Source organism: Massilia forsythiae (assembly GCF_012849555.1).
GTDB lineage: Bacteria > Pseudomonadota > Gammaproteobacteria > Burkholderiales > Burkholderiaceae_D > Telluria > Telluria forsythiae.
In genome coordinates this window covers 2,667,730-2,687,294 of the sequence record NZ_CP051685.1, presented here as the reverse complement: position 1 = coordinate 2,687,294, position 19,565 = coordinate 2,667,730, and the positions used below count along the sequence as shown (strand labels likewise).

15 protein-coding genes are annotated in these 19,565 nt (G+C 67.5%); 3 read left to right on the top strand and 12 right to left on the bottom strand.

Annotated features, from left to right (window positions below; genetic code table 11):
- Window positions 1–45: 45 nt before the first annotated feature.
- The 11 genes from HH212_RS11570 to HH212_RS11520 form a co-directional block, all read right to left on the bottom strand.
- Window positions 46–1,740, bottom strand: a complete 1,695-nt coding sequence (locus HH212_RS11570) for a glycosyltransferase family 4 protein (protein ID WP_170202612.1) — start codon at window positions 1,738–1,740, stop codon at window positions 46–48.
- A complete protein-coding gene (locus tag HH212_RS11565) occupies window positions 1,737–2,999 on the bottom strand; it encodes a glycosyltransferase family 4 protein (RefSeq protein ID WP_211172487.1) in 1,263 nt (420 codons plus the stop codon). Before HH212_RS11565 ends, HH212_RS11570 begins: the two co-directional genes overlap by 4 nt.
- Window positions 3,000–3,224: 225 nt before the next feature.
- Window positions 3,225–4,349 carry a ribonucleotide-diphosphate reductase subunit beta gene (locus HH212_RS11560; protein WP_170202611.1) on the bottom strand — a complete coding sequence of 375 codons (1,125 nt, stop codon included), beginning with the start codon at window positions 4,347–4,349 and terminating at the stop codon, window positions 3,225–3,227.
- 132 nt (window positions 4,350–4,481) lie between these two features.
- Window positions 4,482–7,409 carry a ribonucleoside-diphosphate reductase subunit alpha gene (locus tag HH212_RS11555; RefSeq protein WP_170202610.1) on the bottom strand — a complete coding sequence of 976 codons (2,928 nt, stop codon included), beginning with the start codon at window positions 7,407–7,409 and terminating at the stop codon, window positions 4,482–4,484.
- A gap of 462 nt (window positions 7,410–7,871) precedes the next feature.
- A complete protein-coding gene (locus HH212_RS11550; protein ID WP_170202609.1) occupies window positions 7,872–9,437 on the bottom strand; it encodes a sigma-54-dependent transcriptional regulator in 1,566 nt (521 codons plus the stop codon).
- 91 nt (window positions 9,438–9,528) lie between these two features.
- Window positions 9,529–11,271, bottom strand: coding sequence for a sensor histidine kinase (locus HH212_RS11545; RefSeq protein ID WP_170202608.1), 1,743 nt, complete (start codon window positions 11,269–11,271; stop codon window positions 9,529–9,531).
- 53 nt (window positions 11,272–11,324) lie between these two features.
- A complete protein-coding gene (locus tag HH212_RS11540; protein ID WP_170202607.1) occupies window positions 11,325–11,669 on the bottom strand; it encodes a PP0621 family protein in 345 nt (114 codons plus the stop codon).
- Window positions 11,666–12,469: a cytochrome C assembly family protein gene (locus tag HH212_RS11535; RefSeq protein WP_170202606.1), complete on the bottom strand. Its 804-nt coding sequence runs from the start codon at window positions 12,467–12,469 to the stop codon at window positions 11,666–11,668. The genes HH212_RS11540 and HH212_RS11535 overlap by 4 nt, the downstream gene beginning before the upstream one ends.
- A gap of 200 nt (window positions 12,470–12,669) precedes the next feature.
- The gene (locus HH212_RS11530; protein WP_170202605.1) at window positions 12,670–13,464 is read right to left on the bottom strand and encodes an ABC transporter ATP-binding protein; all 795 of its coding nucleotides are present in this window, start codon (window positions 13,462–13,464) and stop codon (window positions 12,670–12,672) included.
- 1 nt (window position 13,465) lies between these two features.
- Window positions 13,466–14,302 (bottom strand): ABC transporter permease, encoded by an 837-nt coding sequence (locus HH212_RS11525; protein WP_170202604.1) that lies wholly within the window; start codon window positions 14,300–14,302, stop codon window positions 13,466–13,468.
- Between the two features lie 16 nt (window positions 14,303–14,318).
- A complete protein-coding gene (locus HH212_RS11520; RefSeq protein ID WP_170202603.1) occupies window positions 14,319–15,299 on the bottom strand; it encodes an ABC transporter substrate-binding protein in 981 nt (326 codons plus the stop codon).
- A 268-nt stretch (window positions 15,300–15,567) separates the two neighbouring features.
- Here HH212_RS11520 and ffh point away from each other — a divergent pair, with 268 nt between their 5' ends.
- On the top strand, window positions 15,568–16,935 hold the full coding sequence (gene ffh, locus HH212_RS11515; protein ID WP_170202602.1) for a signal recognition particle protein: 1,368 nt from the start codon (window positions 15,568–15,570) through the stop codon (window positions 16,933–16,935).
- 271 nt (window positions 16,936–17,206) lie between these two features.
- Entirely contained in the window at window positions 17,207–17,635 is a 429-nt protein-coding gene (locus HH212_RS11510; RefSeq protein WP_170202601.1) for an SWIB/MDM2 domain-containing protein, read from the top strand.
- A gap of 104 nt (window positions 17,636–17,739) precedes the next feature.
- Here the strand turns inward: HH212_RS11510 and HH212_RS11505 are convergent, their stop codons facing one another.
- Window positions 17,740–18,528: a sulfite exporter TauE/SafE family protein gene (locus tag HH212_RS11505; protein ID WP_170202600.1), complete on the bottom strand. Its 789-nt coding sequence runs from the start codon at window positions 18,526–18,528 to the stop codon at window positions 17,740–17,742.
- 113 nt (window positions 18,529–18,641) lie between these two features.
- Between HH212_RS11505 and HH212_RS11500 the strand changes: the two genes are divergently transcribed.
- Window positions 18,642–19,559, top strand: a complete 918-nt coding sequence (locus HH212_RS11500) for a LysR substrate-binding domain-containing protein (RefSeq protein WP_170202599.1) — start codon at window positions 18,642–18,644, stop codon at window positions 19,557–19,559.
- Window positions 19,560–19,565 lie beyond the last annotated feature (6 nt).

Sequence of the window (19,565 nt, the reverse complement as noted above, 5' to 3'; positions counted from 1 at the left end):
ATCGAATTTCTTGTGATCGGTTGCTGCGAAAACGTTTATTCCTTATCACTCGTCGGCCGCGCGGATGCGCAGCAAATCCATCTTGCACAACCACGCCAGGCCGCGCAGCAGCATCGGACGGTCGCACGGTCCCAGCGTGTCCAGCAATTCATCCACCTGCGTCGGCCGCGATTCGATCGAGCCGAAGATCTGGCCGAACTCCTCGAGCGTCGGCAGCGACGCCGTGGCGAAGCGGTTGATCGCCAGCTCGCGGTACTGGCGCAGCAGCGCCAGCGACGCGTCCGGCGCCAGTTCCACCAGCGATGCCGGCGTGATTTGCGCGCTCGGATAACTCGCGAACAGCGCGAACGGGTCTGGCCGGTCCGGCGCGCCCGCGTGCACGCCCGGCGGCAAGGCCGGCGCCAGCGCGGCATCGGCGCGGCGCCGCTCATCGAGCTCGCCCCACAGCCGGCGATAGCACCCGAAGATGACCGACCAGTCGAACTCCGCCTGCGCGCGGCGGCGCCCGTTCTCGCCCAGCTGGCGGCGCAGGGCCGCATCCCCGATCAGGCGCCCGTAGGCCTGCGCCAGCTGCGCGCCATCCAGCGCCACCGCCTGGCTGGTATGACCGCAATACTGGTCGTAGCTGTCGACGCCATCGTCGTAACGCTGCGCGAGATCAAGGCCGGCGCCCGCTCCCGGCATCACGGTCGCGATGCGGTAGCCATCGACGCCGTCGCGCACCGTGTCGCGATATCCGCTCCAGTCGCTCACCACGCAGGGCAGGCCGGCCGCCATCGCTTCCAGCGGCGTCAGGCCGAAGGTTTCCTGGACGTTGTCCGAGAGCGAGGTGAACACATCGGCCGCGGCCCAGGCGCTGGCCTGGCTGTCCGGCGCGCGGCCGTCCAGCACCGTCAGCCGGATCGAGGGACACAATGCCGCCGCGGCGTCGCGGAAGGCGCGCTCGATCGCCTCGTTGGCGAACCAGCCGCACAGGATCAGGTGCACCTGCCGGACCCCGGCGCCAGGTCCGTTCTGGCCGTCCTGGCTGCATGCGCGTTCGAGCGCGCCGAACATCTGCTGCGGATGGGCCTTGGCGTGGAACGACAGGCGGCCGACATACAGGAAGGCGACGTCGTCCTCCGCGATGCCGAGCCGGCGGCGGGCTTCGGCGCGCGCGTCGGCATCGAAACGCAGGTCGGCGCTGTGCACGCCGAGCGGGATCAGCGGCAGCTGCGGCAGTTCGAAGCGCTGGGCGCCGAGGCGCGCGCCGAGATACTCGGCTTGCCGTTCGAGCAGGTGGCGCACGCTGTTGCGCACCACGCGCGAGGTGCAGATGACGGCGTCCCAGCTGCGCACCGGCGCCACCAGCAGGTTGGCGATCGCGCTCATCACCGTGTGGCTGGCGGTGGTGTGGGTGATGCCGCACAGGCTGTAGCGGCGCTCGCCGACGCCGAGGCGGCGCCAGGCCAGCCGCTCGATGCCGGGCGCCGGATGGTACAGCGTGCCGAAGCGCGCCAGGTCCTGCGGCCGGCCCGGGTCGAGGCGTTCGACCCGGCCGGCGTAGCCCAGCTCGCGCAGCTGGCGCTCGCAGGCGGCCGCATGGCCATCGCCGGCGGCCCAGCACCCCAGCATGGCCAGTCCGGCGCTGCGCGCAGCGGCGCGCAACAGGCCGGCGCCGGCCGCCTGGCGTCCCATCAGCCTGTGGCCCGCGACAGAATACCCTTCCGGGACGAAGTGCAGTGCGAAGCGGTCCGTCATGCGGCCTCCCTGGACGATGCCGGCAGCGGCTTGAGCAGGTCGAGATAGGCCGGCAAGCCCGCCGTCTCGAAATCGTAGTGGTGCAGCACGGTCTCGCGGCCGCGCAGGCCGGTGGCGGCGATCTCGTGGCGGCGCGCGATCGGGTCCAGCGCACGCCCGGCCAGCGCATCGGCATCGAAGAAATCGGTCAGGTAACCGTTGTCGCCGTCGCGCAGTACTTCCTCCACCGGCGGCGTGCGCGAGCCCAGCACCGGCGCGCCGGCGGCCATCGCTTCCAGCATCGACCACGACAGCACGAACGGATAGGTCAGATAGACGTGCAGGCTCGACACCTGCAGCACCGTGCGGTAGGTGGCGAACGGCAGCTTGCCGAGGAAGTGCACGCGCGCCCAGTCGACCCGCTGGCCCGAGTCATCCAATTCGGCCGCCAGCGCGGCGCGGTAGCTGGCGAAACCGGCCGGCGGACGGCGCCCATAGCTGACCTCGTCCCCGCCGACCACCACCACCCGCAAGTCCGGATTGCCGGCCAGCAGGCGCGGCAGGCTGCGCATGAACACGTGGAAGCCGCGGTACGGCTCCAGGTTGCGCGCGACATAGGTCAGCACCGGCCGGGCGCGCGTCAGCACCGTGCCGTCCGGCAGGACCAGGCTGGCGTCCGCGTCGGGCGCCAGGTAGGCGGTGTCGATGCCTTCGTGGATGGTGCGGATCTTCGGGCGCAGCTCGGGCGGATGCACGCTTCTCTGCCAGGCGGTCGGCGCGACGCCGTCGTCGGCCGCCATCAGCGACTGCATCAGCACCGAGTTCTTCATGCGGATGCGCAGGCGGTCGTCGAACGACACCGGGTACTCGGGATCGAAGCCGACGTCGGCGCCCTCGCCCGACCACCAGAATTCGCAGAACACGACCAGGCGCGCGCGCGGGAACACGTCCTTGACGAACAGGCCCTCTCCCCAGCCCGGATGGCACAGCACGACGTCAGGTTCGTAGCCGCTTTTCTCCAGCGCCACGCAGAGACGCGTAACCGCCTGGCCGCGCCGCACGCAGCCCTCGAAATGGCGCAGGTAGTGGTGGGTCTTCTCGCCTGGCCCGTCGGGCTTCCTGTAGACGATGGCGCGCAGGCGCGGCCCGAGGTGTTCGCGCTTCACCGCGGCCTCTTCGCCGATGCCGGTCAGCTCGTAGCCGGGCTGGCCCTGCAGGTGGCGGATCAGCCGCCGGAACTGGCCGGGCAGATTCTGGTGGATGACGAGGACGCGGATCATGTTTTTATGAATATGGCACGTGATCGCATCATATCCGCAGCGGAACGCCAGTGGCGCAAAACATGGCGGAAAGCGTGCAAGCGCCGTCGCCATTCGCCCGGCTTGCCACCGCGCGCGCATCCGGTCGAAAAAATGTCGACGGTGCCGGGCCTCGAAAAACAAAAGGCCCGCGCTGCGGGCCTCGGTGCGCGGACGGGAACGCGCCCGTCCATCGGTACGGCAGGATCAGTCCCAGTTCAGCGCGCCGCCGGTCTGGTATTCCGTCACGCGCGTCTCGAAGAAGTTGCGCTCCTTCTTCAGGTCGATCATCTCGCTCATCCACGGGAACGGATTCTCTTCGTTCGGGAACAGCGCATCCAGGCCGATCTGCACCGCGCGGCGGTTGGCGATGAAGCGCAGGTAGCCCTTGAACATGGCCGCGTTCAGGCCCAGCACGCCGCGCGGCATGGTGTCTTCGGCGTACGCGTATTCCAGTTCCACCGCCTTGGTGAACAGCGCCTTCAGCTCGTCGCGGAACTCGGCGGTCCACAGCTGCGGGTTTTCCATCTTGATCGTGTTGATCAGGTCGATGCCGAAGTTGCAGTGCATCGACTCGTCGCGCAGGATGTACTGGTACTGCTCGGCGGCGCCGGTCATTTTATTTTGGCGTCCCAGCGCCAGGATCTGGGTGAAGCCGACGTAGAAGAACAGGCCTTCCATCAGGCAGGCGAACACGATGATCGACTTCAGCAGCTTCTGGTCGTTTTCCAGCGTGCCAGTCTTGAATTCCGGGTCGTTGATGACGTCGATGAACGGGATCAGGAACTGGTCCTTGTCGCGGATCGACGGGATCTCGTTGTAGGCGTTGAAGATTTCCTTCTCGTCCAGGCCGAGCGATTCCACGATGTACTGGTAGGCGTGGGTGTGGATCGCTTCCTCGAAGGCCTGTCGCAGCAGGTACTGGCGGCATTCCGGCGCCGTGATGTGGCGGTAGGTGCCCAGCACGATGTTGTTGGCGGCCAGAGAGTCGGCGGTGACGAAGAAGCCCAGGTTGCGCTTGACGATGCGGCGCTCGTCCTCGGTCAGGCCGTTCGGGTTCTTCCACAGCTCGATGTCGCGCTGCATGTTCACTTCCTGCGGCATCCAGTGGTTGGCGCAGCCGGCCAGGTACTTGTCCCAGGCCCACTTGTACTTGAACGGGACCAGCTGGTTGACGTCGGTCTGGCCGTTGATGATGCGCTTGTCGTCGGCGTTGACGCGCTTGGCGACGTCGGCGGCGCTGGTGCCCGCGTGCGCTTCGGGGTTTACGTTGGCGGCAACGGCGGGAGCCGGTGCAGCGGTGGTCGGTTCATCGTCCCAGGAAAGAGCCATGATGAGTTCCTTCTAATATTGTTTAAACCGTCGTTCCCGCGTAGGCGGGAACCCATGCACCGTCGGCACTCCTGCTCGGCTTGGGTCCCCGCCTGCGCGGGGACGACGTGCTATTTTTTACGTACTAATGAGTTACTGGCAGGCTTCGCACTCGTCGAAGCCGGCATCGCCCGGACGCAGGTAGCAGGCGGCGCCTTCCACCACATCGGCGGATGCCGCCGGCGCCGCGGCCACCGGTGCGACCGGCGCCGGGATGGCGCCGCCCGCCGCCGACAGGCCGCCATCCACCGCCACCGCGTTCAGCGCGCCGGTGCGGGTGGTCGACTTCTCCATGTGCGTCGCGGCGATGGTGCGCAGGTAGTAGGTGGTCTTCAGGCCGCGCAGCCAGGCCAGTTTATAAGTCTCGTCCAGCTTCTTGCCCGAGGCGCCGGCCATGTAGATGTTCAGCGACTGGGCCTGGTCGATCCACTTCTGGCGGCGCGAGGCGGCTTCCACCAGCCACTTCGGCTCGACTTCGAAGGCCGTCGCGTAGATGTCGCGCAGGTCTTGCGGCACGCGGTCGATGCGCGACAGCGAGCCGTCGAAGTACTTCAGGTCGTTGATCATGACCTCGTCCCACAGGCCGCGCGCCTTCAGGTCGCGCACCAGGCAGGCGTTGATCTCGGTGAACTCGCCCGACAGGTTCGACTTCACGTACAGGTTCTGGAAGGTCGGCTCGATGCAGGCCGACACGCCGATGATGTTCGAGATGGTCGCGGTCGGGGCGATCGCCACGCAGTTCGAGTTGCGCATGCCGAAGCGCTTGATGCGCTCGCGCACCACGCTCCAGTTCATGGTCTCGCTGGTGTCCTGCTCCAGGTAGCCGCCGCGTTCCTCGGCCAGCAGCCTGATCGAGTCCTGCGGCAGGATGCCGCGGTCCCACAGCGAACCCTCGTACGAACCGTAGCGGCCGCGCTCTTCCGCCAGTTCGGTCGAGGCCAGGTAGGCGTAGTAGCACACCGCTTCCATCGAGCGGTCGGCGAACTCCACCGCCTTGTCCGAGGCAAACGGCACGCGCATCATGTGCAGGCAATCCTGGAAACCCATGATGCCCAGGCCGACCGGACGGTGGCGCAGGTTCGAGTTGCGCGCCTTGTCGACGGCGTAGTAGTTGATGTCGATGACGTTGTCGAGCATGCGCATCGCGGTGCGGATGGTCTTCTGCAGCTTGACCGCGTCCAGGCCGTCGCCCTTCATGTGCGCCGGCATGTTCACCGAACCCAGGTTGCAGACGGCGATCTCGTCCTCGTTGGTGTTCAGCGTGATCTCGGTGCACAGGTTCGACGAGTGCACCACGCCCACGTGCTGCTGCGGCGAGCGGATGTTGCACGGATCCTTGAAGGTCATCCACGGATGGCCGGTCTCGAACAGCATCGACAGCATCTTGCGCCACAGGTCGAGCGCCTGCACCTTCTTGTACACGGTCATCTCGCCGCGGGCGGCACGCGCCTCGTAGCCGAGATAGGCTTCCTCGAACGCGCGGCCGACCTTGTCGTGCAGGTCCGGCACTTCGGACGGCGAGAACAGGCTCCACTCGCCCTTTTCCATCACGCGCTTCATGAACAGGTCCGGAATCCAATTTGCCGTGTTCATGTCGTGGGTGCGGCGGCGGTCGTCGCCGGTGTTCTTGCGCAGGTCGAGGAATTCCTCGATGTCCAGGTGCCAGGTTTCCAGGTAGGCACACACCGCGCCCTTGCGCTTGCCGCCCTGGTTGACCGCCACCGCGGTGTCGTTGGCCACCTTCAGGAACGGCACCACGCCCTGCGACTTGCCGTTGGTGCCCTTGATGCGCGAGCCGAGCGCGCGCACCGGGGTCCAGTCGTTGCCCAGGCCGCCGGCGAACTTCGACAGCAACGCGTTTTCCTTGATGGCGTCGTAGATGTCTTCCAGGTCGTCGCCGACGGTAGTCAGGTAGCACGACGACAGCTGCGAGCGGCGCGTGCCCGAGTTGAATAGGGTCGGGGTCGAGCTCATGAAGTCGAAGCTCGACAGCAGGTTATAGAACTCGATCGCGCGCGCTTCGCGGTCATCTTCACGCAGCGCCAGGCCCATCGCCACGCGCATGTAGAACGCCTGCGGCATCTCGATGCGCACGTCGCGCACGTGCAGGAAATAGCGGTCGTACAGGGTCTGCAGGCCGATGTAGCCGAACTGCAGGTCGCGGTCGGCGACGATCGCCTTGGCCAGGCGCGCCAGGTCGAACTTGCCGAGCTCTTCGTCCAGCAGTTCGTTGTCGATGCCCTTGGCGACGTACTGCGGGAAATAGGTGATGTATTCGGCGGCGGCGCCGGCCTGCGGCACTTCGCGGCCGAAGACTTCCTTGCGGATCGTGTGCAGCAGGATGCGCGCGGTGACCTGACTGTAGGCCGGGTCCTTTTCCATCAGCGCGCGCGCCGCCAGGATGGCCGACTTGTGCAGTTCCTCGACCGGCACGCCGTCGTACAGATTTTTCACGGTCTCGGCCAGGATGGCGTCGGCATCGACGTGCTTTTCCAGGCCGGCGCAGGCGGCGTTGATCAGGCTTGCCACCTCGTTCATGTCGAGCGGACGGCGCACGCCGGCGTCGACCACGCTGTACTGCGGCGCGTCGGACTGGGTCATGCCCGCCGCTTCCTTGGCGGCGCGGCGCTCTTCCATGCGCTTGGCGCGGTACAGCACGTATTCGCGCGCGACGTCATGCTCGCCCGAGCGCATCAGGGACAATTCCACTTGGTCCTGCACATCCTCGATGTGGAAGGTGCCGCCGTTCGGCTGGCGGCGCACCAGCGCGGCCACCGCATTGGTGGTCAGCTCGCCGACCAGTTCGCGGATACGGGCCGATTCGCGGCCGCTCTCGCCGTTCACGGCCAGGAAGGCTTTCGACACGGCGACTTCGATCTTGTTCGGCTGGAACGGCACCACTGCGCCGTTGCGGCGGATGATGCGGTAGTCGGCGTTGGCGACCAGGTCGGCTGCATTGGCAGCTGCGTTGGCTGCCGCCGCGGCGTGCGGATTGATGGAAATGTCCGAAGATGTTTGCATTGAGGCTCCCGAGGTGGCGTGCAGAGCGACCGCCATGGCGTTCATTGATATAACTTGGTGTTCGGATCGCCTGATGGCATCCAGGCGAAACTGACAAAAACCCAAACTTGTCAGCCTAATAATCTTTCGCCGATAAAAATAGGAGCGGCCGGCTAGAAAAACGCTTCCGCGCTCCTGGTGTGTGTCTAGTGACATCCTGGCAGCAACCACTAGATGTAGTGGTCATCTACCCAACAAGCCTAATTGTAGTCGATCTTGGAAAATTTTTAGCGGCCTGCACTTGGGTTTTTTTATGCGTCCGACCCTTGACATTCAATAACGCCGATCAGTAAAGCCGCCAGGCGATAGCAAGCACTAACCTGCAGATTTTTCTGCCTTTTCGATAGGCAGGTTTGTAGAGGCAAGTATTATTTTTTGATTATCGGCAGATGAATAAAAAACAACGGATCGACGTACATACCGTCAGGGTTCCGGTGCGTGGATGTCCAGTTTCTGCATCTGGTAGCGCAGCTGGCGCAGGCTGATGCCGAGCAGGCCGGCGGCTTGCGTGCGGTTGAACTGGGTCTGGGTCAGCGCGCGCAGGATGATGTCGCGCTCGACCTGGTTCAGGTAATCGGGCAGGTTGCTGGGCAGTTCACCGTCCGCCAGCAGGCCGGCGGCGGGCGCCGCGGACGCGCCTCCAGGTGCTGGCGGCGCCGGCGCGCCGGTTGCCGGCAACGGCTGCGCAGCGCCATCCGCTGCGTACGATGGCGCACCCGCCGCGTGCGCATCCGGCCCAGGTGCCACCACCTGGCCAGCAGCCGCGCCGGCCGTGTGCGCCGCGCCGGCAGCGGGCGCCAGCGGCGCCGCGGCCGGCGCCACGCGCGCCCCTTTCAGCAGCAGATCGCCGACCTCGATCATGCCGCCGTCGGCGAACGCCAGCGCCCGCTCCAGCACGTTTTCCAGCTCGCGCACGTTGCCCGGAAAAGAATAGGTCTGCAGCAGGTCCAGGGCGCCGGCCCCCAGGCGCGCCCCGCCCGGCCCGGCCAGGCGCGCCAGCACGGCGTCGACCAGCAGCGGCAGGTCGTCGAGCCGCTCGCGCAGCGGCGGCAGCGACAGTTCGATCACGTTAAGGCGGTAGAACAAATCCTGGCGGAACACGCCGGTCTCGACGCAGCGCGCCAGGTCCTTGTGCGTGGCGCTGACGATGCGCACGTCCACCGGCTCCTCGGCGGTGGCGCCGATCTTGCGCACGCGCCGCTCCTGGATCGCGCGCAGCAATTTAACCTGCATCGCCAGCGGCAAATCGGCCACCTCGTCCAGCATCAGGGTGCCGCCGGCGGCGGCCTGGAAGAAGCCGTCGCGCTCGTCGGTGGCGCCGGTAAAGGCGCCCTTGCGGTAGCCGAAGAACTCGGCTTCCATCAACGCCTCGGGGATCGCGCCGCAGTTGACCGCCACGAAGGGCTTGCCGGCGCGTGCGCTGCGGGCGTGGATCTCGCGCGCCGCCAGCTCCTTGCCGCTGCCGGATTCGCCGTTGATCGCGACCGGCGCCTGCGAGCGCGCCAGCCGTTCGATCTGGGCGCGCAGCGCCTGCATCGCCTGCGAGCCGCCGATCAGGCGCGAGCCGGCGCCGTCCACGGCGGCCGCCTGCCCGTCCGCCGCGCCGGGTTCCATTCCCGTTGCGGACAGCTTCAGCGCCGAGCGCACCATCGCCCGCAGGTCGTCCAGCACCACCGGCTTGGAGACGTAGTCGAAGGCGCCCGCCTTGAGCGCCACCACCGCGTTCTCGGCGCTGCCGTAGGCGGTGATCACGGCGATCGGCGTGCCGCGGTGGCTGGCCGCCACCTCGCGCACCAGTTCCAGGCCGAGGCCGTCGGGCAGGCGCATGTCGGTCAGCACCAGCGCGTAGTCCTTGTCGGCCAACAGCGCGCGCGCCTCGCGTATGGTGGCGGCGCTGTCGACGTCCAGGCCCATCTTGAGCAGCGTGATCTCCAGCAGTTCGCGCAGGTCGGCCTCGTCGTCGACCACCAGCACGCGCGGCGCGCTCATGCCCGCCTCCCGCGGCACGGCGGACGGCGTTTCCGGTGGTGTGTGATGGTTCCCATGTGCTCCTGCCTTTCCTGGCTCGATATCGATGTCGTCATGCCTGCGCCGCGGCCGCGAAGGTGATCACGAAGCGGCCGCTGGCCTCGCCGCCGGCTTCTTCCCCCACGCCGCCGACGCGGTATTCGTAGTCGAGCATGGCGCCGTTGTTCAGGCACAGTTCGCGCGCCAGGTACAGGCCCAGGCCGGTGCCCTTGCTCGATGTGGTGTAGAACGGCTCGAACAAGTGCGCGCGCACTTCCGGCGTGATGCCGGGGCCGTCGTCCTGCACGTGCAGCTCGATGCGCCCGGTGGCGTCCGGCACCGGGAACACGCGGATGCTGGCCGGGCTGCCGCTGGCGTAGCGCACCGCGTTGCCGAGCAGGTTGACCAGCACTTCGCGCAGGTGCAGCGCGTCGAAGCGTACGCTGCGCCCGCCGCTGGCGCCGACCTGCACCATGCCGGCGGCCAGGCCCTGCGTCTCGGTGAATTCGGCCTGCAGCTCGGCCAGGAAACCGTCCAGCACCACCGGCTCGCCGTTCGGCTGCACCTTGCGCGACAGCTTCAGGATGTCTTCGACCATGCGGTTCACGCGCCCGACGTTGTCGTTGACGATGCGCAGCAGGCGCTGTTCCGCCTTGCCGTGCAGGTCCTCGGCCAGTAGCGCGGTCGCATGGCCGATCGCCGACAGCGGATTGCGCACTTCGTGGGCGATGCTGGCGGTCAGGCGCCCCATCGACGCCAGTTTCAATTGCTGCGCCTGGTTCTCGATGGCGCTCACGTCCTGCATGAAGATCACGCTGCGCTCGACCGCGCCGTCCGGCGTGTCCACGCGCGCGAAGCGCAGTTTCAGGTGCACCGGCTGGTCGAGCCGGCCGCGCACCGCGCCGTCGGCGTCGTGCCAGCGCTTCAGCGTGACATAGTCGGCCGGCGGCGCCGCGCCGGCGCCGGTGCAGCAGCCGATCCAGGCCGCGAAGCTGTGCGCCACCGGCTCGAACGCGGCGACGTCCCCCAGGCGGAAGCCGTTGCCGGCGTCCGCAGCCGCTTCGCCATGCATGGCGTCGCGTCCTTCTCCCTCCAGTCCCAGCATGCGGCGCGCCGCCGGGTTGGCGGAAAACACGTGGCCGTCGCGCCCCAGCACCAGGATGCCGTCGTCGACGTCGTCGACCACGATGCGGTAGATGGCCTGCTGCACGCGCAGGTCGGCGCCACGCTGCGCCGCCAGCTCTTCCTGGCCGATCAGCCGGGCGGCCAGGCGGTTCACCACCAGCACCAGCGCAAAAAAGGCGGCGCCGGTCATGCCGGCCTGCGCCAGCGGCGGGTCCTGCAGGCGGATGAAGATCTGCCAGGCGCTCTCGCCCAGCACGAACAGGGTCGCCAGCGCCGCCGCGGACAGCGCCGGCAGCAGCGGCGCCAGGATCGCGGCGCCGGCCAGCGGGAACAGGTACAGCAGCCCGAGGCCGCTGTGGGCGCCGCCAGCGGCGAGGTAGAGCAGCGAGATCAGGAAGATGTCGGCCAGCACCTGGGCCCAGAGCTGCAGCGAGAAGCGGCGCGGCCGGAAGCGGGCGGCCAGCGCGAACAGCAGCGCCGCCAGCACGTACGCGGCGCAGGTCTCGGCATACGCGGTGCCGGCCAGGCGCCCGCGCCCGGCGTCCAGGCTCAGGTACAGCAGCAGCACCGCCGCGATCATCAGGCGGGTCGCGGTGAAGGTCTGCAGCGAGCGCCAGAAGGTCTGGCGCGATTGCGCGGAAAGCGGCGGCGGCTGAAACGCCGGCGGGCGGCCGGGGACGAAGCGCCTCATCGACATGGATTCAGCACGATGGATTCAGCACGATGGACTCGCCACGAAACGCGTCAGGCACCCGGCATGTCCGCTGCCTGCTGGCGCGCGTGCGCCGCGCAGCAATAATCCCGCCCGCCCTCGCGCACCGCTTCCGAGGCCGGGAAGTAGATGCCGCAGCGGGTGCAGCTGGTCATGCGTTCGGACGCGTCCTCGACGCGGCCGTAGTCCGCGCGCGCGCCGACGCCCGGTCCGGCGCCGGCGCCCATACCCGGCATGGGGCCGGCGCCGTGCACCCCTCCATGAGCGCCGCCCTGCATGCCCCCGTGCTGCGCGCGCGCCAGCGCCGCGCGCACCTTGCTGCGCACCGCCATCACCACCAGGATGACGAGCGCAATCCAGAATAACAGTCGCGTCATAGGAACCCCCGGTGCAAGACGACTTCGAAGACGAAACGGCTGCCGACATAGGCCAGCACCAGCGTGGCGAATCCCGCCAGCGTGAAGCGCAACGCGGTCTTGCCGCGCCAGCCGCGCCAGCTGCGCCCCACCAGCAGCGCCGCGAACAGGATCCACGACAGCAGCGCGAACACGTTCTTGTGGTCCCAGCGCAGCGCCTTGCCGAACAGCTGTTCGGAAAACACCACGCCGGACAGCACGGTCAGGCTGAGCAGCACGAAGCCGATCCAGATCATCCGGAACAGCAGCTTTTCCATGGTCAGCAGCGCCGGCAGCTGGTCGATGGCCCCGCCCAGCCAGCCCGGCCTGGAATCGCGCGTATGCAGGCGCGCCTCCTGCAGCGCCATCAGCACCGCGTGGAAGGCGGCGATGGTGAGCGTGCTGTAGGCCATCACCGCCACCGCCACGTGCCAGCCGAAGGCCGGCGACTGGGCCGGCACCGGCATCAGGTTGCCCGGGAACAGCGGCGGCAGCACCGCCGCCACGGCCGCGCACGGCATCACCATGCGGCGCATGCCGTCCAGCGCGAAATTGCGGTTCTCGATCCAGTAGGCAGCCACCGAAATCCACAACGCCGCCGACAGCATGAAGGCGAAGCCGACGCGCAGCGCCCCGTTCGACACCACGTCCGGCCACAGTCCGGCACCATGCAGCACCCAGGCCGCCGCGGTGACCCCGGAAATGGCGGCGCCCTGCCGCGACGGCAGCAGGGCGCATACCGCGTACAGGATCGCCGCGGCAATGAATAAGATGGTTTGCATACGCGCGAGTCTACACCATCCGGGGCGGGCGGGAGCGAGTCGACAAGATGGAGAACCGTCGCGTTGCCACCGTCGTCCCCGCGGAGGCGGGGACCCATGCAGAAGCACCGAAGTTGGTAAAGCTAACTGTCTGCAGCATCGCCAACTTCGGTAGCTCGGTATGGGCCCCCGCCTCCGCGGGGGCGACGATCGTTGGCGAATCAATCCACCGCCGCACTCCGCATTTCCGCTTCATGATGGCGCTGCTGCTCTTCCATCACCAGCAGCCCCAGCTCGCGCTTGAGCGCGTTGAACGCCGGCGCCGCCGGGTCGCGCAGGCGCGGCAATTCCACCGGCAGGTCGCGCTTGACGGTGCCGGGCCGGTAGGTCATCACCACGATGCGGTCGGCCAGGTAGATCGCTTCCTCGATGCTGTGGGTGACGAACACCACTGTCTTCTTCAGCTCGGCCCAGATGCGCAGCAGTTCGTCCTGGAGGTTGCGCCGGGTGAGCGCGTCGAGCGCGCCGAACGGCTCGTCCATCAGCAAGATCGGGGAATCCAGCGCCAGCACGCGCGCGATCGCCACGCGCTGGCGCATACCGCCGGACAGGTCCTTCGGATAGCGGCGCGCGAAATCCTCCAGCGACAGCATGCGCAGCAAGCCGGCCACGCGCGCATCGATGGCCGCCCGCGCCAGGCCCTTGATCTCCAGGCCGAAGCCGACGTTCTGCTCGACCGTCATCCAGGGAAACAGCGCGTATTCCTGGAACACCATGCCGCGCTCCGGCCCCGGCGCGCCGACCGCGACGCCGTCCACCAGCACGCGGCCGGCGCTGGGCGGAGCGAAGCCGGCGATGGCGTTCAGCAGCGTCGACTTGCCGCAGCCCGAGGGACCCAGCAGGCACACGAACTGGCCGCGCGGGATGGCCAGGTCGATGCCGTGCAGCGCGTCCACTTGGCGCCCTTCGCTGGCAAAGGTCTTATTCACCTTGTCGATGAGGATGTGCGCATCCATGTCAGTGCTCCAGGCCGCGGTGCCAGCGCAGCAGATGGTTGTTCAGCCGGTTCATGCCGGCGTCGATCGCCAGGCCGAGCAGGCCGATGGTGATCATGCCGGCGATGATCTTGTCCGACCAGAAGTACTCGCGCGCTTCCAGGATGCGGAAACCGAGGCCGTTGTTCACCGCGATCATCTCGGACACGATCACCACGATGAAGGCGGTGCCGATGCCGATGCGCACGCCGGTCAGGATGTAGGGCACGGCTGCCGGCAGGATCACCCGCAGGAACAGGGTCGTGCCGCCGGCCCCCAGGTTGCGCGCCGCGCGCAAGTAAATGCCGTCGACCTGGCGCACGCCGGCGATGGTGTTCATCAGCACCGGGAAAAAGGCGCCCAGCGCGATCAGGAAGATCGCCGGCGGATTGCCCAGCCCGAACCACAGGATCGACAGCGGAATATAGGCGATCGGCGGGATCGGCCGCAGCAGCTGCACCAGCGGATTCAGCCAGGCGTACACGATGCGGCTGGCGCCCATCGCCAGGCCGAGCGGCAGCGCCAGCCCGGCGCCGACGGCGAAGCCGACCACCACCCGGTACAGGCTGCCGAGCGAGTCGACCACCAGTTCGCCCGAGACCGCCCACGCCAGCCGGCCGCCGTGCGGATTGTTGTCGCGCCAGGCGGCGTAGTCCTGCAGCGGCAGCAGGTAGGCCACCCACTTGCGCCACACCGCCAGCGGCGACGGCAGCACGTGCTCGTTGACCCATCCCATGCTGGCCACCCATTGCCAGATCCCGATCGCCACGACCGGCACCACCAGGCCGGCCGCGGCGTCCTGCCACCTGCGCTTCACCATCGCCGCTCCCCCTGCCTCATTGGACGTTGAGGCTTTTCTTGGCCGCCTCCAGCAGGTCGGTCTTGACCCACTCCTTCGCCGCCGGCGGCCTGGCCATGCGGCCGACGCCGGTCCTGGCCATGATGTCGGTGGTGACCTGGATGTGTTCCGGCGTGACGTCGTAGGTATAGGCGGCGTTGCCCATCGCGTCGCGGAAATCGTCGCTGCTGATCTGGCCCTTGAACACGCTGTCGCGCACGTATTTCTCGGCCAGCGCCGGATCCTTGATGAAGGCGCTGGTGGCCTGCACGAAGCAGCGCATGAATTTCTCGGCCAGCGGACGGCGCGTGTTGTAGAACTTTTCCGTCATGACCATGGTGCGCACCGGCTCGCCGATCGGCGTGTCGTACGGCTTGATGACCTCGACGCCGAAGCCCTTGTTGATCGCCTGCGAGGATTGCGGTTCCGACTGCATCATGGCGTCGATGTTCTTGCCCAGCAGCGCCTGGTTCAGGTCGGCGTAGGCCAGGAACACCAGCTGCACGTCCTTGCCGGGCGCGGCGTCGGCACTCAGGCCGGCCTTTTGCAGTTCGGCCATCAGCAGCACTTCCTGGATGCCGCCGCGGGTCACGCCGACCTTTTTACCCTTCAGGTCGCGCACCGACTTGATGTTGGCACCCTGCCCCGCCACCAGGCGCGCGCCGCCCTTGGCGAAGCCGGCCACCACGTAGATCGGCGCGTTGCCGGCGCGGCCCGAGATCGCCGCTTCCGACGCCGTGGTGCCGACGTCGATCTCGCCGGCGATGATGGCCTGCATCACGTCCAGGCCCTTGGCGAACACGCGCTCCTCGACCTTGATGCCGCACTTCGGCGCGATTTCCTTGATGTACGACACCGCGCCGTAGTGCGCGAACTTGAGGTTGCCGAGGCGGACCGTTTCCTGGGCCTGGGCGGCACCAGCGGCGAGCAGCGCCGCGACGATGGTGGACAGGGTCTTGCCGAACACGTTTACCTTCATGCTTGTCTCCGTAGGGTGTCAACCACTTCGATGAATTGCCGAGGTGCTGCGCTGTTGCGGTGTAGCCCATGCGATGCGCTGCCGCATGGCGTGTGAAAAAGGCTATAACGCAAAGCAACATGTTGTCAAACGATTCAATCGACTGCTTGACCACGGCGCTTGAAAGCGGTTGGATGGGCGTTTTTGTACGCCAAAAATCGGGGCCGACATGCGGTAAAATGGCGGTTTGCCGTACGCGCCCACTCATCCATTTGCAAGAAGGTAGACCATGCTGGATAACTTAACCCAACGCCTTGCCAAGGTCGTCAAGACGATGCGCGGCGAGGCGCGCCTGACCGAGGCCAACACCGCCGAGATGCTGCGCGAAGTGCGCCTGGCCCTGCTCGAGGCCGACGTGGCGCTGCCGGCCGTGCGCGAATTCATCGCCAAGGTGAAGGAAAAGGCCCTGGGCGAGGAAGTCATCGGTTCGCTGTCACCGGGCCAGGCCCTGGTCGGCGTGGTGCAGAAGGAACTGGCGGCGCTGATGGGCGCCGACCTCGGTCCGGAAGCGGCGCAATTGTCGTTCGCCCAGCAACCGCCGGCGATCATCCTGATGGCCGGCCTGCAGGGCGTGGGCAAGACCACCACCACCGGCAAGCTGGCCAAGTACCTGCGCGAGCAGAAGAAGAAAAAGGTGCTGACCGTGTCGGCCGACGTGTACCGCCCGGCCGCGATCGCGCAGCTGGAATCGGTGACGAAACAGGTCGGCGCCGACTTCTTCCCGTCCACCGCCAACGACAAGCCGGTCGACATCGCCAGGAACGCGCTCGACTGGGCCAAGAAGCACTACCACGACGTCCTGATCATCGACACCGCCGGCCGCCTCGGCATCGACGAAGCGATGATGCAGGAGATCGCGGCCGTGCACGCGGCCGTGAACCCGGTCGAGACCCTGTTCGTGGTCGACGCCATGCTCGGCCAGGACGCCATCAATACCGCGAAAGCCTTCAACGATGCGCTGCCGCTGACCGGCGTGGTGCTGACCAAGCTCGACGGCGACTCGCGCGGCGGCGCCGCGCTGTCGGTGCGCCACGTGACCGGCAAGCCGATCAAGTTCGCGGGCGTCTCGGAAAAGCTGGATGGCCTGGAAGCCTTCGATCCAACGCGGATGGCCAACCGCGTGCTGGGCATGGGCGACATCCTGGCGCTGGTGGAAGAAGCGCGCAAGGGCGTGGACATGCAGGCCGCGGCCGACATGGCCAACAAGATCAAGTCGGGCGGCAAGTTCGACATGAACGACTTCAAGGCCCAGCTGACGCAGATGAAGAAGATGGGCGGCATGTCCGGGCTGCTGGACAAGCTGCCGGCGCAGTTCCAGCAGGCCGCGGCCGGCGCCAACATGGACCAGGCCGAGAAGCAGGTGCGGCGCATGTGCGGCATCATCGATTCGATGACGCCGCTGGAGCGCGCCAAGCCGGAGCTGATCAAGGCCAACCGCAAGCGCCGCATCGCGGCCGGCGCCGGCGTGCAGGTGCAGGAAGTCAACCGCATGCTGAACCAGTACGACCAGATGAACACCATGATGAAGAAGCTCAAGGGCGGCGGCCTGATGAAGATGATGCGCGGGATGAAGGGCATGATGCCGGGCATGCGCTGAGCGGCCGGGCAGCGCGTCCGAGGCTGCGAAAAGGCCGTGCGGAGCCGGGTGCTCCACACGGCTTTTTTTCGTTTCGAGGGAGCGGTTTTGGAGGCCGAAAAGGCTGATTTTTCACTCTTGCACGGCTTTGGCGGCACACCCTGCCATTTTCGCGCTCGTAAGAGTGAAAAAATTTCGAAAAAGACTTGCATGAACACTAAAACCCTACCAATATAAGCCGGTGCGATCAATTGCGCAATTTTCCAATGTATTCCGTTTAGGAGGCTCGAATATGGCAACAGCCAAAAAAACCACCGCAGCACCGGCGAAGAAGGCCGCTGCCAAGCCGGCTGCAGCGGCGAAGCCGGCAGCTAAGAAGGCAGCAGCTCCTGCCAAGGAAGCAGAATCGACGAAAGCACCGGCCAAGGCAGCAGCACCCAAGGCAGCGGCAACCAAGACCGCCGCAGCCCGCAAGCCCAACGCCGCGTTCATGAAAGAGATGACCCCGTCGGAAACCCTGGCAGCCGTCGTCGGCACCAAGCCGCTGCCGCGCACCGAAGTGACCAAGAAAGTCTGGGAATACATCAAGAAGCAAGACCTGCAGGATGCAGCGAACCGCCGCATGATCAATGCGGACGACAAGCTGAAAGCCGTGTTCGGCGGCAAAGCGCAGGTGTCGATGTTCGAAATGACCAAGCTGATCTCGGATCACCTCAAATAAGAAGCAGGGACGCTCCGTCCCAGGCTGTACCCGCCAGCCCCAAAACGCCAAAAAGCCCTGCCCCGCAGGGCTTTTTGGCGTTTGGCGTTCATACACCACCATCGTCAATGCAAAAACGGCCGCAGCATCAAATGCGCTCCCAGCGCCAGCAAGCCGACGAAGAAGCAGCGCCGGAACAGCGCCGGCCGGATGCGCCCGCGCACCCGCTGCCCCAGCCACATGCCGAGCAGCGCCGGCAGCAGCGCAGCAAACGACGCCCCGGCCACGCCCGGCCGCCACTCCCCGGCCAGCAGCAGCGAAGCGGCCAGCGCGCAGGTGGACGCCGTGAACGCCAGCCCGAGCGCCTGCACCAGCGCGTCGCGTTCCAGGCGCAGGCCGCCCAGGTAAGGCACCGCCGGGATCACGAACACACCGGTAAAGGCGGTGATGGCGCCGGTGGCCGCGCCGACCAGCGGCCCGGCCACGGCCTCGAAGCGCGGCGCCACCGGCAGCGTATATGACGCCAGGCCGCTGGCCGCATACAGCACCAGCGCGCCGCCCAGCGCCGCATTGGCATCGGCGATGGCGGAAGCGGAAGCCGCCGCATCGGCGGCCGCCGGCACCAGCAGGCCGCCGGCCAGCGTGCCGGCGGCGATCCCGGCCAGCATCGGCCACAGGCGGCGCCACAGTGGGCCGATGGCGGGACCGGCCGTCAGCTGCCACACGTTCGTCACCAGCGAAGGCAGGACCAAGAGCGCCGCCGCCTCGCGCGGCGCCATCAACGTACCCAGCAGGCCGACCGCCACCGTCGGCAAGCCCAGTCCGACCACGCCCTTGACCGTGCCGGCCAACAGGAAAACCAGGAAAATGAAGGCCAGCGCGAGTGGGCGCTGGCCGAGTATGATCGTGTCCATGCCCGCCATTCTGGGCCATGCGCGGCGTGGCGACCATGCGGGAATGGCGCAGCCGGCCTTCGGCCACGACGGAGGCAGACGGCGCCGGCATGGCGCCGCGCGAAAGGATAACGATGCGATTCGACCTGGTGGATCTACGCCTGTTCCTGCATGTGGCGGAAGGCGGCAGCATCACCGCCGGCGCCGCCCGTGCGCACCTGTCGCTGGCGGCGGCCAGCCAGCGCATCCAGGAACTGGAAGCGGCGCTCGGCGCGGCGCTGCTGGTGCGCGGCCGGCGCGGCGTGCAGCCGACGCCGGCCGGCGAGGTGGTGGTGCGCCATGCGCGTGCGCTGGTGCGGCAGCTGGCGCACATGGAGGCGGAACTGGCCGAGCACGCCGGCGGCCTGAAGGGGCAGGTGCGCGTGCTGTGCAACACCGCGGCCCTGAGCGAATACCTGCCGCAGGTGCTGGCCGGCTTCATGGCGCGCCACGCCGGCGTCGACGTCGACCTGGAGGAGCGGCCCAGCTTCGATGCCGCGCTGGCGGTGCGCGCGGGCGCCGCCGACCTCGCCATCGTCACCGACACGGTCGACCTGTCCGGCCTGCAGGCCTACCCGTTCCGCCGCGACCGCCTGGTGGCGGTGGCGGCGCCGGCGCAGGCGCGGCGGCTGCTGGGAGAGGACGTCACGCGGCCCGGCGCCACGGTGGGGTTTTCGCGATTGGCGGACGTCGAGCAGGTCGGCCTGGCCGGCGACAGCGCCTTGTTCCGCTACCTGGCGCGCCAGGCCGAGCAATCCGGGCGCCTGCTGCGCGCGCGTGTGCGGGTGCGCAGCTTCGAGGCGGTCTGCCAGGTGGTGGCCGGCGGGATCGGGGTCGGCATCGTGTCCGAACCGGCGGCGCGCCGCTGCGCGCAGGCGATGGATCTCGCCGTCATCGAACTGGCCGATGCCTGGGCCTTGCGGCGGCTGGTGGTGTGCGTGCGCAGCCTGGACGAGCTGCCGCGCCAGGCGCAATTGCTGGTGGAAGCCTTGCGGGCGGAATGGGTAGGGTAGACGTGG